Below are 14113 nucleotides of genomic sequence, written 5' to 3'. Positions count from 1 at the left end.
TTTAACCACACAGCGTTTACGTCGAGGGGTATTCAAAAGTGTTCCAGAGCTTGTGGAGGCAATAGAGGAATATATCGAAAAACATAACGAGAAGCCCAAGCCGTTTATATGGACAGCCAAGGCTAATGACATACTGGAGAAGGTAGTTCGAGCTAATTGCCGCTTAAGCAGCAAAAAGAACGGCGCACTACACTAGTGCAGCGTGAATCAACAAAAAAAGCGGCCAAAGAGCTTTGCTCCCAGGCCGCCTTAGCTTACCCCTGAACCGGCTCTGCAGTGATGGCTGTATTGCGAGAAGCCAATACTCCCAGAACACCACCCAACACACCCGGCATCAGCCACACCAGCCCTTCTGCCTGCAGCGGCAAATAAGCCAGCAACTGGTAGGCAGGATTAACAAACGCCACCCCAGCCGCATGCAAACCTTCAATCAGGCTGATCAAACCAACCGGTGCCAAAACAAGCAGCATCACCCTTCCTGGCATGGTCAGCACCGGTTTCAGCAACGTCACCAGAATCAGGGCAATAGCAATTGGATAGATAATCAGCAGTGCCGGAATCGTTACCGTCAGCAGCGTATTCAAACCGACATTAGCAATCAAGGCACTGGCCAGAGCACAAACCACCACCCAGCCCCGATAACTCAACGCAGGCATTACTCGAGAGAAATATTCTCCGCAGGCACTGAGCAAACCAACCGCTGTTGTCAAACAAGCGAGAATCACCGTAATCGCCAGTACCGCCTTGCCCCAAACGCCAAATACCGCATCCACAAACAGACTGATGATTTCAGCACCGTTTTGAGGCTGTGCGATAAGAGAATGACTGGTAGAGCCAATATAACCCAACACCAGATAAACCAATGACAACCCAACCGCCGCAATCAAACCGGCAATAAAGGTATACCGAGCCACTTGCTTCGATTCAGTCACACCTTTGCTATGAATCGCATTAATAATCACCACACCAAACACCAATGCGCCCAGTGTATCCATAGTCTGATAACCTTCACGGAAACCATTAAAGAAGCCCTGCTGAATCATGGATTCTGTCGCAATACCCACTTCCCCTTGAGGGAACATAAAGGCACCAATGGCAATCAGCACCAGAACGGCTACCAGCATTGGCGTGATGAGCTTACCCACCGTTTCCAGCAGGCGGCCAGGAAATAACGCCAGATAAAGCGCTACCGCAAAAAAAACGAGGGAGAATAACGCCAGAGACAGCCCGCTTGATTCACCAATAAACGGCAGCAAGCCCAGTTCGTAGGAAACCACTGCGGTTCTTGGCGCGGCAAACAACGGGCCAATGGCAAGAAACAGCACCACCGCAAAAATAAGCGCCATTTTCTCCGGGAATACCTTGGTGAGTTTCTCCAGTCCGCCGCCTACTCTGGCACAGGCAAGAACACCCAGCAGAGGTAAGCCGACACCGGTCAGCAGAAAACCCATAATCGCCGACACCAACTCGGTTCCGGCCATGTAACCAAGAAAGGGCGGAAAGATAATATTACCGGCGCCAAGAAACAGCGCGAACGTCATCAAGCCTGTCGCCATGATGTCTGTAGTTTTTAAAGTCTGCGACAAAACCAGCCCCCTGAAGGTAATAGTGAGAAACAGTGCACATTTATTCCACAATCAGGGAGATTGACCAATGAGGGTTTTCCACTACCTCTTTTAAATAATCAGATTTTCTTATGACAAAACAGAAATTTATAGAATAAATACCACGAAAGGTGCGTATTTTCGTTTATTTCATCTACCTAAAGCAGAGGGCTCAGTAACTGCATTGTATTTTCCAACAACTTAAGCCGAAATGGTCGTTTAACCCAAACCTTGATATTTACTTCCTCCGCGCCATTCATATACGAGTGAAGCACGTCAAAAATAGCCTCACCAAAGACGCTGTCGTAGATAATCATCGTGACTTCGTAATTCAGCCAGACACTGCGCATGTCCAGATTCACCGTGCCAAACAACGCGGTTTTACGATCTACCAACACACACTTGGTATGGAGAAGGCCGCCTCGAAACTGCTGAATCCGAACCCCTGCCTGCAATAGCTCCTGATAATAGGAGCGACTGGCATGATGCACCATACGAGAATCATTTCGTTCCGGCACCAGAACCTGGACATCCACCCCTCGCATGGCAGCCGATTTCAGTGCGGTGAGCAGCGCATCATCTGGCACAAAGTAAGGTGTACTGATCAGAAGTTCTTCCTCACTTTCATAAATAGCCGTCAGCAGTATCTGGTGCAGCATCTCCCGATCCACATCCGGGCCTGATGGCAATACGTGCAGGCAGGCACCTTTTCTAGCCTGATCCTTCTGAGAAGGGTATTCATACTCCCGGTTAAACGAGGGATGTTCTGCTCCGGTTTCCAAGGCTTTATCCCACTGCACAATAGCGCCCAGCACGTGGGCGGCGACACCCTCGATTCTCACCATAGCGTCAATCCATTGTCCAACCTGAGCATCTTGTTTGAACAACGAAGGGTCTACCAGATTAAAACTGCCAGTCCATGCTATGCGATCATCCACCACCAAAATTTTTCGGTGATTGCGAATATCGATTCGTTCCACCAACATACCCAAAGGTCCGACTGACATAGAGGCCGTCACACTGACACCCTCAACCCGGAAGCGCCGCGCCCACAAACCGTTGAGAAAACCACGACTGCCGACATTATCCAGGACCACCACGCAATCAACGCCACGGCATGAAGCGCTGATCACCGCTTCTGCCACCTCTTTAGCTCGCCCCGTAGGCTCCCAAATATAAAATTCCAGAACCAGGCTATGCCTGGCGTTTTCAATATCCAGCAACAACTGATCAATGATTTTCCCATATTCAGAAAACAACTTGAGATGATTTCCCGGCAACAGGGGAATGCTGCTTTTTTCTGCCAGAGAGAAAATGGCATTGTGACGGGAGACAGGCTGGCTGGCCGCCTTATTCACAGAAACAATTCGAGAAAGATGGTGGTACCATTGTGCATAGCCGGGGTACAACGAATGCATGCGCTTTAAACGCCGGGCACCTAGCCGAGGAGAACCAAACAAAATATAGAGAACAAAGCCTGCTACTGGTAATGCGACCAGAAGCACCAACCAGGCAAGGGAAACACCCACCGGCCGGCGTGTCATAATCACCACGACAGCAAACACAACAATGGCACTGAAATAGGCTGCACCAAACAGCCAGCTAAACCAGGTGGGTTCCATGCAAACAGAGCCTAAGCGACAATGGATGCATTAAAGATGTCGCTTAATACACTAAATGTCCATAATTTTCCCAGAGCAGTTTGCCGGTCATCACCAGCGAAACCACCACAATCATCGGGCGAATCAACGTCTGACCACGGCTCAGCACCAATCTTGAGCCCAGTCGAGCGCCAAGCACCTGCCCAAGCATCATCACCAGCCCAACAACCCACACAACCTGCCCTCCAATAATGAAAAACAGCAGAGACGCAACATTGCTAGTGCAATTCAACACTTTGGTATTGGCTGTGGCTTTAGTCATTGAGAACCCCAACAAACCCACAAAGGCCACGGTAAAAAATGAACCGGTGCCGGGTCCGAAGAAACCATCATAAAAACCAATACCCACAGCGGCAGTAAAAGAGAAAAGCGTCAGGGAAATCACCCCGTCCGATTGCTCCGCCCCCAGCTTTGGCGAAAACAGAAAGTACAACACGATACCAATAAGAAAAAAGGGAATCAGCTGCTCCAGAATGCCGGCATCAATCCGCTGCACCAAGATCGTGCCCAGCACACTGCCCACAAACGTCATGGCAATGGGCAAACGCAGATTTTTGAGATTGACCGCCTTGCGGGAGATAAAATAATAACTGGCAGAAAGCGTTCCGCCGGTACCCTGTAGTTTATTGGTTGCCAGCGCCTGAACCGGTGATAAGCCCGCAGCCAACAAAGCCGGAACCGTAATCATCCCGCCTCCACCGGCAATAGCATCAACAAAACCGGCAGCCGTTGCCACGGCAAACAGAAAGACAACGAGGTCCAGAGTAATGGTCGCGTCCAAGGTGAGTCCCTGCAGAAATGAGAGCGGATAATTAAGAGCGGGTACTATATAACAAAAACCGCTGACCATCTCCCAATAATCAGCGGCTTGCAAATCTGCTCAAGGGTAACCAACACCTAGCCTGTTGATGCCTCTGAATGATCATCCTACTCAACCTTGTGGGTTTCTGCACAGCACTCCTGGTTCGGAATATCTGTTCATCATGGTTTATAGCCCTGATGCTTCACCGTCACTTGTGGCGACAGAAATAGTATATAAAGAACCGGCTGGCAGATGATTGCGAGTTTATGGCAAATTCGAGCTTTTTGAGCAATAATATTCCAAGTAAATAATAATTAGTGAAATATTAAACCATGAATCTCGATCGCTATGATATTCGAATACTCCAAGAGCTTCAGACTGATGCCAGCATCAGCAATCAGGATCTGGCAGATCACATTGGACTGACTCCCTCACCATGCCTGCGGCGAGTCAGGCATCTCGAAGAACTGGGTTTGATTACCGGAAGAGTTACTCTATTAAATCCGGAGAAACTTGGATTAAGCTTGTTTGTTCTGATCCACATCAGCATGGACAGACACACACCCGAACGATTTGCCGCATTCGAAAGCACCATTAATGATTACGACGAAGTCATTGAATGCCTGCTGATCACCGGACAGTCTGCTGACTACATGGTGAAGGTAATGGTGCCGGACATGAACTACTATCAGGATTTTTTGCTCAATAAAATCACCCGGATTGCCGGCGTTACCGGCGTACATTCCAGCTTTGTACTGCGACAGCCCATTCGCAAAACAGCACTGCCGTTAAACCATTTACATAAAAAATCACTCTGACAAAGATAGGCCTGTTACACTGTCGTCCAACATAATAATAATCATCAGACGTATTCAGACGTATATAGTTGAGACATGGAAAAAAAAGCCACAAATCTTCGCCAACCTGCCAGCATCTGGCGCCTTGCCTCCCGTATCACCGCCCTGTTTGTCGCTTCCGCCATAATATTAACGTGGATCTTCGCTCCTCCCACCATCGAGCAGGGAATGAACCAAGTGGCACCTCACGCTCCCTATAACATCTCAAAAGCAGCTGAAAAACTTCACCAACAACTGGTGATCGGCGATCTTCATGCAGACAGTCTGTTATGGAACCGGGACATCACCAAACGACACAACTATGGGCATGTTGACCTGCCCAGACTCCGGGAAGGCAATGTGGCCATTCAGACCTTTGCAGCGGTGACCAAATCCCCAAGGGGTCAAAACTATAGCCGAAATGACAGCGAAGCCATCGACAATATTACCTTGCTCGCCTTTGCCCAAGCCTGGCCTATCACCACATGGACCAGCTTATACCAACGGGCTGTTTATCAAGCAGAAAAGCTGGAAAAAATAGAACAAGCCCATCCAGACGAACTGAACATCATCCGCTACCAACAAGACCTTAAAGAGACGTTAAAAAACAGAGCTGGAGGCAGCCAACAGGTAGCCGGACTGCTTGCCATTGAGGGCGCACATGCCCTGGAAGGTGATTTAGACAAGCTTCAGAAATTATACGACGCAGGTTATCGAATGATTGGTCTGCACCATTTTTTTGATAACCACCTTGGGGGCTCACTGCACGGCGTCAGCGGTTCTCGTCTGAGTTTATTTGGCCGACGGGCACTGGCAAAAATGGAGGAGATGGAGCTAATTGTTGATCTGGCACACTCCTCAGAATCGGTGGTGGATGAAGTGTTGAAGCTGGCCACACGACCCGTAGTGATTTCTCACACCGGCCTACTGGGCACCTGCGATTCACCCCGGAATATTTCGGATCATCTGATCAAGCGTGTAGCAGACAAAGGCGGCTTAATCGGCATTGGTTTTTGGGATGCGATTTGCGACATAACACCAGAAGGTATTGTCAAAACTTTACGCTACGCCATCGATCTGGCGGGGGAAGATCATATCGCATTGGGCTCCGATTTTGATGGCAGCACTCGCGTGAGTATCGACGCCTCAGAACTTGCAGTGTTGACTGACTTGATGATTAAACAGGGTTTTACGGAAACAGAAATCCGTAAAGTCATGGGCGGAAACCTTCAGGCCTTTCTGCTTAAACAGCTCCCAAAAAATCAGTTTTGATGAACGTTATTCAAAATAAAATCAAACAAAAAACCAAAAAAAAACCTTCCTGAAATCTCAGAAAGGCTTTTAGAAAATGGCTGGGGTGGAGGGATTCGAACCCCCGCATGTCAGGATCAAAACCTGATGCCTTACCGCTTGGCGACACCCCAATTGCTTTTGATAAGCAAATAAAACCGGAATAATGGTAGCTAGGGGCAGATTCGAACTGCCGACCCCAGCATTATGAGTGCTGTGCTCTAACCAACTGAGCTACCTAGCCACAAACCGGATCGCTATTGTCATGATTCAACCATCATCTGTCAATCAGTAAGATCAACCTAATTTCATCACAACAATCAGAGATTTGGCTGGGGTGGAGGGATTCGAACCCCCGCATGTCAGGATCAAAACCTGATGCCTTACCGCTTGGCGACACCCCAGCTGAGAAGCGCTTTCGATGCTACTATAGGGAATAGCGTTTTCGCAACCATATCATTTCACCCACCTCTTTATAACAAGAGTACGAATGAAAAGAATATGGTAGCTAGGGGCAGATTCGAACTGCCGACCCCAGCATTATGAGTGCTGTGCTCTAACCAACTGAGCTACCTAGCCGTCGAAAGATGGTGCGCACTTTAGTGATTTCATCGAGAACTGTCAAGCAAATTGCTTATATAACCTTCACTTACATTCTCTTGGTATATAAACCCATCGCCTTCTATTCTGGAAACCGGCCAGAAACAGAAAAGGCACGGTAATTCGTGCCTTTTCTACAGAGACGAATCAGCTCTTAGACGTTAAACAGGAAGTGCATCACATCGCCATCTTTCACGATGTAAGCCTTGCCTTCCACTCTCAGTCGTCCTGCTTCTTTCGCACCCTGCTCACCATTGAACTGGATGAAGTCATCATAGCCGGTCACTTCCGCACGAATAAAACCACGCTCAAAATCCGTATGGATTACGCCGGCAGCCTGAGGTGCGGTCGCGCCCACTTTTACGGTCCAGGCACGAACTTCTTTCACGCCAGCAGTAAAGTAGGTTTGCAAGCCAAGCAATTCGTAACCTGCACGAATCACACGATCCAGCCCCGGCTCTTCCATGCCCAGATCCGCCAGAAACTCCGCTCGCTCTTCATCGTCCAGCTCTGCGATTTCTGATTCCAGCTTATTGCAGATAGGCACAACAACAGCGCCTTCCTGCTCAGCAATGGTACGAACAGTATCCAGATATTCGTTATCTTCGAAACCATCTTCATCCACGTTAGCAATGTACATGGTTGGCTTAATGGTCAGCAGGTGAAACAAACGAACCAGTTTGCGCTCCTCATCACTCATATCCAGAGAGCGAACAGGATTACCTTCTTCCAGGTGAGGGATCACTTTTTCCAGCAGCGCTTTCTGAGCAACCGCTTCTTTATCGCCACCTTTAGCAGAACGAACCACGCGCTGCAGCTGCTTTTCACAGCTTTCCAGATCCGCCAGAACCAGCTCCATATTGATGATTTCAATATCAGCCTTAGGGTCAATCTTATTGGCGACGTGAATCACATTATCGTTCACAAAACAGCGAACAACGTGGGCGATTGCGTCGGTTTCACGAATATTTGCCAGGAACTTGTTACCAAGACCTTCACCTTTGGAGGCACCTTCCACCAACCCGGCAATATCTACAAACTCCATGGTTGTGGGCAGCACGCGCTGCGGCTTGACGATGGCCGCCAGCTTATCCAGACGCGGATCGGGCATGGCCACAACACCCGCATTGGGTTCAATGGTGCAGAACGGGAAGTTTTCCGCATCAATACCAGCCTTGGTCAAGGCATTAAAAAGCGTGGATTTACCGACGTTTGGCAGTCCAACGATGCCGCATTTGAAGCCCATAGCGTTTCTGCTCGTTCCTGAAAATAGTTAATGGGTGCGAATTATAAAGACTGAGGGGAAAAATTTCAGATAATTTTATGATCACGCAGGAAATACACAATCAAAACAGCAAAGCTCCCGAAATCCGGGAGCCATTTTCATCAACCAAATGAGGGCAGTAAACCGGCCAGATCCAGCGAAGCAAATACAATAGCCGCAACGCCAAACAGCAATACCAAAGCCATTCTAAAGAGACCACCGGAAACCTGATACCCTTCTTCTCCGCGCTGACGCCCTACATACGCCATCACCACGGGCGAGATGATACAAAAGACCACCAAAGCCAGCCCGGCAAAGCCAATCGCCGTAATAAACCCGTCCGGCAAAAACATACCCAGCACAGTAGGAGGTACAAACGTAATTGCAGCGGTCTTCAGTCGACCCGTAAAACTGTTATCAAAATCAAACAGATCCGCTATGTAGTCAAACAGGCAAAGGGACACACCAAGGAATGAGCTAGCCACCGCCATATTTGCGAACCACTGCAGGACGGTTGAAATACTGACATGCAGACCTGTCGCTGCAAGTGCCTCCAGCATACTCCCAATATTGCCACCAGCGGCAATAATCGCCGGGAATGCATCTCTGGAAAGGTTGCCAAAGAAACTGTACTGCCAAAGAGTGTAAAAAATCAGCGCCAACAGCGAACCGGACAATAACGCTTTCTTCACCTTCGCGGCGTCCTTATCCAGATAACGGGTGATACTGGGTACTGCAGTCTGCATACCAAAACTGACGGTAAAGAAGCCAAGCGCACCCATTGAATAAGGCACCACATCAAAGAAAGGCAAGTCCACCATCAAATAGTCGACTGATGCATTGCCAATCAGCCCACTAACGCTCCAGAGAAAGGTGATCACCATCCCACCCATCAGCACTGTACTTATTCGGTCAACCGCCCGGGTACCCATCATCACAATAACAGAGAGGATCAAGGCAAACACAAAACTGGCCGCGGGCGGAGACAGCGACACCCCCTCCACCGACTCCAGCGAGTAAGAAATAATCGAGCTTCCACCGGAGATGTAGGCATAGGTCAGGATGTAACAAAGAAACGCTACCGAAGCTCCATTAATTACCCGGCCCAGATTGCCAATGGTTCCCTGGGCGATAGTGTCGAAGCTGGCACCCAGAGGAAAACGCAGATTCGCCTCCAGAAGGTAAAGCGCAGCGCTGTACATGCAATACCAGGAGAGCACCATAAACAAGATGGAATAGCCAAACCAGAGGCCACTGGTGGCGACAGGAAGGGAAAACATACCCGCACCCACGGCAGTGCCTGCGACGATCACAGCGCTGCCAAGCACTGTGCCTTTTTTTCCTTCAGCATGTTTACTGATAGAGCCGGTAGCGCTCTCAGTGACAATTGCTTGAGACATTATTATTCCTACGACTTAAGGGAATACATCTGCCGCTCTGCAGTCTTTACCTTCCACTCAAGATAAAGACTTTAGCTCCTGCAAATATAGACACCAACCCTTCAGGTTGGTTCAATCATTACGGTTTCTGATGCTGACAGCGTCTTCAGATAGTTCGAGCAACGAGTCACTTTGGTGATACTGACGCCTATAAGCTTGGCAATCTCCCTCTGAGACTCTTTTCCAGCGACAAGTGCCCGCATTATAGACAATCTGGATCCTATCGCTTCCCGTTCCTCCCGGGTCAGCAACACATGCATCACTTCATGAAGGGAATCAGCGCTCTGTTGATCACTCAACAATTTGATTACCTGTAACCAAGGCTCAGCTCTCATGACTTGCTCAATCTCTAAAGACCACCGTACTTCTGTAACAGTACAGCAGTACATCATTTGCTGATATTCCGGTTTCTACTTAGTAAAGGTATTTGATTGCAAAAAATGATCGCAAAAAACAGAAATTATTATTTGTTCATTGCCTGCGAATTATTTCCTCAAAAAACTGTCTAAGCATTCAAGCTTGTTTGTGCAGCCAATCTTATATCGACGACAGATGTTGTGTATTACGAAGACCTACGAGCGCTTTCGGACTCATTCGGACTCAAATGACCAACCACTTAACAACTCAGTGAACTCAGCAATGAAATATTTTTTCTTTATCCCCCTGCTACTAACAACCGTGTTGCATGCATTCGACACGAATCAAATACCGAGCACCGAAGCGCTGGCAACACCAACAAGCCATGACATTGAAACACTGGAACAAAGTAAAGAATCCCCGCCCATAGTAACAATTCACTTTGACCCCTCCGACTACAACACCTCTCAGCAGATCAGCTTGAATACAAAGGGTGTTTTTGTACAAGGCCGATATATTTTTGCCCCCGCCGAGGACGTTATCGCTACTCCCGGCCAGCCATACACCCTTCCCCACCTCCCTGCCAATTCAAAAGCGAGTTACTATTGTCACGACCAAGGGCTAAAAACCATCAGCCATATTTCCATAACCCCTGAACCTGTAGCAGACGAATATACAGAACTCCGCTCTGAATTTAGACCTATCACTATTCTGCGAACCTACAACGAGCGCAACTTTAATGGCACCTCCACTCTCGATGCATTGCTATGCCATAAAATAGTCAGCGGTATCATCAACCCGTTACCAAGCATCTCAGTAATCTCACTTAGCCCGCGTGCCATAAAAACACTGCCTGCCGGCATGCCAACAGCCAAACTGAGAACCACTAATCAGGACGCCTTTCAGGCACCACCAGACTCATCTTTCCTTCAATTCAAAAATGGCATCAGAATTCAAACGCCACTCTACGATTATGATGATTCCTATATACAAGAACTTCAGGCTTACTTGATAAATAACGTTGACTCTAACAATACGACTCAACCAGCAGCAAAACGGGCAATCGCTTCCCTGTCCCAAACTGGCGACCTATTTACACTAAACGCTATTATCAATAATGGAGAACTGATCACAGAGTTTCCGTCTGCCATCAACCTCCCCTCATACCAAAGCAGACACCCGCTTAAAAGCGCACTCTGGAAAGCATCCAGCCCTTTTACTGGCACTGTCATGCACACCGTTGGTATTGACCACCTGCCCGGCGTCGTCGCAGCAGGGTCGAGCCTTTTATTTGCTACCGAGTCATTAACTCTAGGCGCGTTACTTGCCTATGGCGTCACCATGTTCACAGATGCCGTCACGGTTACCGAACTCTTAGCTGCCGGAACCACCCTGTTTTTTGTTCACGGACTCTATCGCTGGGGAACTTCTGAATACTGAAAACAATCCATAATTCCTTACTACTATATATATGACCCTATATACCCAAATAATTTCAAGTTGCTCTGCGGCGGCAAACGAGTGAACCCCATAAGCCTACAACGAGTAGGTGAGTGGGGTGAACGAGCACCCCAGGGCATAAAAGCAGCCAACAAAGTAGCAACTTGAAAGGCGACAGGTATAAACAGCCAACAGCATCTGGATCAATTTATGAAGGATAAAAAAAATACAACGATTGCCATCGTCTGTGGAGGACCGTCTCCGGAGGCGCGTGTTTCCAGGCTATCTGCCGGCCGCATCACGCCACCACTGGAAAAACACTATGGCAATGTAGTCACTCTGGAACTTGATGCGGCACTTCCCGCCAATTTACTAACCCATCAAGTTGACGTTGTCTTCCCTGTCGCCCATGGCCCTATGGGTGAAGATGGCTGCCTGCAAGGAATGCTGGAAGTAATGGGCATCCCATATATCGGCTCTGGCGTACTGGCCAGTGCCTGTGCTTTAGACAAAGTCGCCACCAAAAGAATCCTTCATCATGGCGGTGTACCGTTAGCGAAAGACTGCCTGGTATCAAGCGCTGAACCCATCAAAACGTCGGTAGAAAAATGCCTGGATACATTAGGGGAGAGAGTGGTCATAAAACCATTTGCCCAAGGGTCGGGCATTGGCGTGCAGTTTGCCGAAGGAAAAAAAGAGCTGATCGAACGGCTGACTGAAGGCTTTGAGAAAGATCACCTCCTTCTCATCGAAGAGTTCATTCAAGGGCGAGAAGTCACTGCCGGTATTCTGGATCTGGAACGCACACATGTTTTACCGGTTATTGAAATCATCACCCCCAACAACGCCTGGTACGATTACACGCACCGATACACACCCGGGCTCAGTGAACACATCATTCCCGCTGGAATTTCCGATCAGCAGAAACAAAGAGTGCAAGAGATAGCACTTCAAGCTCACCAGCTCATTCGTTGCAGAGATATAAGCCGATCCGATTTTATTGTTCCGGAGAATGGCGAACCGATATTTTCTGAAATTAACAACCTGCCCGGAATGACGCCTACCAGTCTTTTCCCAGATGGCGCAAAACATGCGGGTATCGAATTTGAAAAACTCATTTGCGGTTTGGTTGATCAGGCATTAGAGCGAGGAAAAAATTCATTCAGCGGGGATAATTACTGGCCAATACCAGAGTTAAATCTGTCAGCGCATCTAGATTCCTAAACCGGAACGCCATCAAGCAGAAAAAGTATGCAGCTCCTGAATGGCCTTTGAGCGTTTACCGTTCAAAGCTTCGGGAGTTATACGAACAGATTCGTCTATTACGCTATCAATTTTCTGCCGATCAGCAACCGAGGGTTTGGTTAACACATAGTTAGCCACATCTTTGCTGTTACCCGGATGACCGATCCCAAGGCGCAACCTCAGAAACTCACGATTATTTCCAAGCGCTGAAATAATATCCCGCAGACCATTATGACCACCATGACCACCGCCTTGTTTTAAACGGCCGATACCCGGAGGCAAATCAAGCTCATCATGAACAACAAGAATGGATTCGGGAGGGATTTTGAAGAAAGTTGCCATAGCGCCAACGGCCTGACCACTTCGATTCATAAATGTAGAAGGGTTTAAAAGGCGGACTTCTTGTCCACCAATTTGTACGCGAGCCGTTTCGCCGAAGAATTTCTTCTCAGGCTGCAGAACAACACCACAGCTTCTTGCTAACTGCTCAACGTACCAGAAGCCTGCATTATGGCGGGTATCTTCATACTGCGAACCTGGGTTACCCAGCCCCACAACCAGCCGGACAGGCTGTTCTGAAGGTTTCGCCATAATGTCACGCCTCCTTGGCTGCTACTCAAGCAACAATGATTACTCTTCGCCAGCTTCTTCAGAAGACGCTTCAGATGCTTCGTCTTCTTCAGTTCCAGCACGAGTAGCCTGAACACTGGAGATATCAAGATCCTGACCGTGGTTCAGAACTTCAACACCAGCAGGAACAGCGATGTCGCTCAGGTGAACGTGACCACCCAGCTCAACGTTAGCCATGTCCACTTCGATGAACTCTGGCAGATCGCCTGGCAGACACTTGATTTCCAGGTCTACACGGTTGTGCACGATAGCGCCGCCCGCTTTAACACCAACACACGCTTCTTCATTGATGAAGTGAAGTGGTACGTTAGTAGTTACTTCGTGATCCGCCTCAACGCGCAGGAAGTCCATGTGCATAGCGAATTCTTTCGCTGGGTGACGCTGCAGATCTTTCAGGATAGCCTGCTGCTTGGCACCGTCTACTTCCAGAGTGACGATCTGGGAGTAGAAAGATTCAACTTCCAGCGCTTTACGGATGGCCTTGCCTTCCAGAGTGATTTGCAGAGGCTCGGAGCTACCACCATAGATGATAGCTGGAACCAGATCAGCACGACGCAGGCGGCGGCTCGCACCCTTCCCTACATCTTTACGTGCTACTGCACTTAATACGATTGCTTCAGACATGTTTATCTCCAGTAACACCACTGCTCTTGCGACCAGAAACAGCGGTTCTTTTAAAGGTGCGATATATTACAGAGATAGTGAAAAAAAGCAAAGCGAGTTTCAATCGCGTGGCCAGTGTTCTCGACTTTAGAGTTCTCAAAGCACAATAGTTCAACAGCAATCGAATAATCAGCTAAAAAGCAACCATCCCCAACCACCAAGTTTGAGATGGCTGCCATGCTCACTTCAGATCATCGAACAATCCTCCGGGAGCTCGCTTTTTATACAACCTTTCTAGCCAGAGCACTATCACCAACTGCAGTACCAACGTTCTGCGAACTG

12 protein-coding genes, 4 tRNA genes and 1 pseudogene are annotated in these 14113 nt (G+C 48.5%); 5 read left to right on the top strand and 12 right to left on the bottom strand.

Annotated features, from left to right (window positions below; all coding sequences use genetic code 11):
* A pseudogene (locus tag AKL11_RS26095) lies at nucleotides 1-196 on the top strand (hypothetical protein); the annotation flags it as partial.
* 58 nt (nucleotides 197-254) lie between these two features.
* Here AKL11_RS26095 and brnQ read toward each other — a convergent pair.
* From brnQ to AKL11_RS19180, 3 genes are all read right to left on the bottom strand, one after another.
* Nucleotides 255-1586: a branched-chain amino acid transport system II carrier protein gene (gene brnQ / locus AKL11_RS19190; protein WP_067520491.1), complete on the bottom strand. Its 1332-nt coding sequence runs from the start codon at nucleotides 1584-1586 to the stop codon at nucleotides 255-257.
* A 176-nt stretch (nucleotides 1587-1762) separates the two neighbouring features.
* Entirely contained in the window at nucleotides 1763-3226 is a 1464-nt protein-coding gene (gene cls, locus AKL11_RS19185; RefSeq protein WP_067520487.1) for a cardiolipin synthase, read from the bottom strand.
* Nucleotides 3227-3269: 43 nt separating this feature from the next.
* Nucleotides 3270-4046: a TSUP family transporter gene (locus AKL11_RS19180; RefSeq protein ID WP_067520482.1), complete on the bottom strand. Its 777-nt coding sequence runs from the start codon at nucleotides 4044-4046 to the stop codon at nucleotides 3270-3272.
* Between the two features lie 353 nt (nucleotides 4047-4399).
* Between AKL11_RS19180 and AKL11_RS19175 the strand changes: the two genes are divergently transcribed.
* A complete protein-coding gene (locus AKL11_RS19175) occupies nucleotides 4400-4885 on the top strand; it encodes an Lrp/AsnC family transcriptional regulator (RefSeq protein WP_067520479.1) in 486 nt (161 codons plus the stop codon).
* Between the two features lie 75 nt (nucleotides 4886-4960).
* Complete coding sequence (locus AKL11_RS19170; protein ID WP_067520476.1) at nucleotides 4961-6175, top strand: dipeptidase; 1215 nt, start codon at nucleotides 4961-4963, stop codon at nucleotides 6173-6175.
* A gap of 77 nt (nucleotides 6176-6252) precedes the next feature.
* Here the strand turns inward: AKL11_RS19170 and AKL11_RS19165 are convergent.
* The 7 genes from AKL11_RS19165 to trpR all read right to left on the bottom strand — a co-directional run bounded on the left by AKL11_RS19165 (nucleotide 6253) and on the right by trpR (nucleotide 9831).
* Nucleotides 6253-6327, bottom strand: a tRNA-Gln gene (locus AKL11_RS19165).
* 33 nt (nucleotides 6328-6360) lie between these two features.
* Nucleotides 6361-6437: transfer RNA gene (locus AKL11_RS19160), tRNA-Met, on the bottom strand.
* Nucleotides 6438-6522: 85 nt separating this feature from the next.
* Nucleotides 6523-6597, bottom strand: a tRNA-Gln gene (locus AKL11_RS19155).
* Nucleotides 6598-6695: 98 nt separating this feature from the next.
* Nucleotides 6696-6772, bottom strand: a tRNA-Met gene (locus tag AKL11_RS19150).
* Between the two features lie 175 nt (nucleotides 6773-6947).
* On the bottom strand, nucleotides 6948-8039 hold the full coding sequence (ychF, locus tag AKL11_RS19145; protein ID WP_067520472.1) for a redox-regulated ATPase YchF: 1092 nt from the start codon (nucleotides 8037-8039) through the stop codon (nucleotides 6948-6950).
* Nucleotides 8040-8179: 140 nt separating this feature from the next.
* A complete protein-coding gene (locus AKL11_RS19140; RefSeq protein WP_095210526.1) occupies nucleotides 8180-9457 on the bottom strand; it encodes an amino acid permease in 1278 nt (425 codons plus the stop codon).
* 101 nt (nucleotides 9458-9558) lie between these two features.
* The gene (gene trpR / locus AKL11_RS19135; RefSeq protein ID WP_067520469.1) at nucleotides 9559-9831 is read right to left on the bottom strand and encodes a trp operon repressor; all 273 of its coding nucleotides are present in this window, start codon (nucleotides 9829-9831) and stop codon (nucleotides 9559-9561) included.
* A gap of 304 nt (nucleotides 9832-10135) precedes the next feature.
* On the opposite strand from trpR, the gene AKL11_RS19130 reads away from it, so the two are divergent.
* Nucleotides 10136-11293 (top strand): hypothetical protein, encoded by a 1158-nt coding sequence (locus AKL11_RS19130; protein WP_067520466.1) that lies wholly within the window; start codon nucleotides 10136-10138, stop codon nucleotides 11291-11293.
* 210 nt (nucleotides 11294-11503) lie between these two features.
* The gene (locus AKL11_RS19125; RefSeq protein ID WP_067520463.1) at nucleotides 11504-12517 is read left to right on the top strand and encodes a D-alanine--D-alanine ligase family protein; all 1014 of its coding nucleotides are present in this window, start codon (nucleotides 11504-11506) and stop codon (nucleotides 12515-12517) included.
* Nucleotides 12518-12529: 12 nt separating this feature from the next.
* On the opposite strand, the gene pth is transcribed toward AKL11_RS19125, so the two are convergent.
* Together pth and AKL11_RS19115 are read right to left on the bottom strand one after the other, a co-directional pair.
* Entirely contained in the window at nucleotides 12530-13129 is a 600-nt protein-coding gene (gene pth, locus AKL11_RS19120) for an aminoacyl-tRNA hydrolase (RefSeq protein WP_067520460.1), read from the bottom strand.
* Nucleotides 13130-13168: 39 nt separating this feature from the next.
* Complete coding sequence (locus tag AKL11_RS19115) at nucleotides 13169-13792, bottom strand: 50S ribosomal protein L25/general stress protein Ctc (RefSeq protein WP_067520457.1); 624 nt, start codon at nucleotides 13790-13792, stop codon at nucleotides 13169-13171.
* Nucleotides 13793-14113 lie beyond the last annotated feature (321 nt).

This window comes from Endozoicomonas ascidiicola (assembly GCF_001646945.1).
GTDB lineage: Bacteria > Pseudomonadota > Gammaproteobacteria > Pseudomonadales > Endozoicomonadaceae > Endozoicomonas > Endozoicomonas ascidiicola.
The sequence above is the reverse complement of the archived record's forward strand: the minus strand, read 5'-3'. Positions and strand labels throughout refer to the sequence as shown.

Bases quoted from the DNA above. Each gene is read 5' to 3' on its own strand.
- AKL11_RS19130 (WP_067520466.1), top strand. From the start codon at position 10,136: ATGAAATATTTTTTCTTTATCCCCCTGCTACTAACAACCGTGTTGCAT.
- AKL11_RS19175 (WP_067520479.1), top strand. From the start codon at position 4,400: ATGAATCTCGATCGCTATGATATTCGAATACTCCAAGAGCTTCAGACT.
- AKL11_RS19140 (WP_095210526.1), bottom strand. From the start codon at position 9,457: ATGTCTCAAGCAATTGTCACTGAGAGCGCTACCGGCTCTATCAGTAAA.
- pth (WP_067520460.1), bottom strand. From the start codon at position 13,129: ATGGCGAAACCTTCAGAACAGCCTGTCCGGCTGGTTGTGGGGCTGGGT.
- ychF (WP_067520472.1), bottom strand. From the start codon at position 8,039: ATGGGCTTCAAATGCGGCATCGTTGGACTGCCAAACGTCGGTAAATCC.
- trpR (WP_067520469.1), bottom strand. From the start codon at position 9,831: ATGAGAGCTGAGCCTTGGTTACAGGTAATCAAATTGTTGAGTGATCAA.
- cls (WP_067520487.1), bottom strand. From the start codon at position 3,226: ATGGAACCCACCTGGTTTAGCTGGCTGTTTGGTGCAGCCTATTTCAGT.
- AKL11_RS19125 (WP_067520463.1), top strand. From the start codon at position 11,504: ATGAAGGATAAAAAAAATACAACGATTGCCATCGTCTGTGGAGGACCG.
- AKL11_RS19115 (WP_067520457.1), bottom strand. From the start codon at position 13,792: ATGTCTGAAGCAATCGTATTAAGTGCAGTAGCACGTAAAGATGTAGGG.
- AKL11_RS19170 (WP_067520476.1), top strand. From the start codon at position 4,961: ATGGAAAAAAAAGCCACAAATCTTCGCCAACCTGCCAGCATCTGGCGC.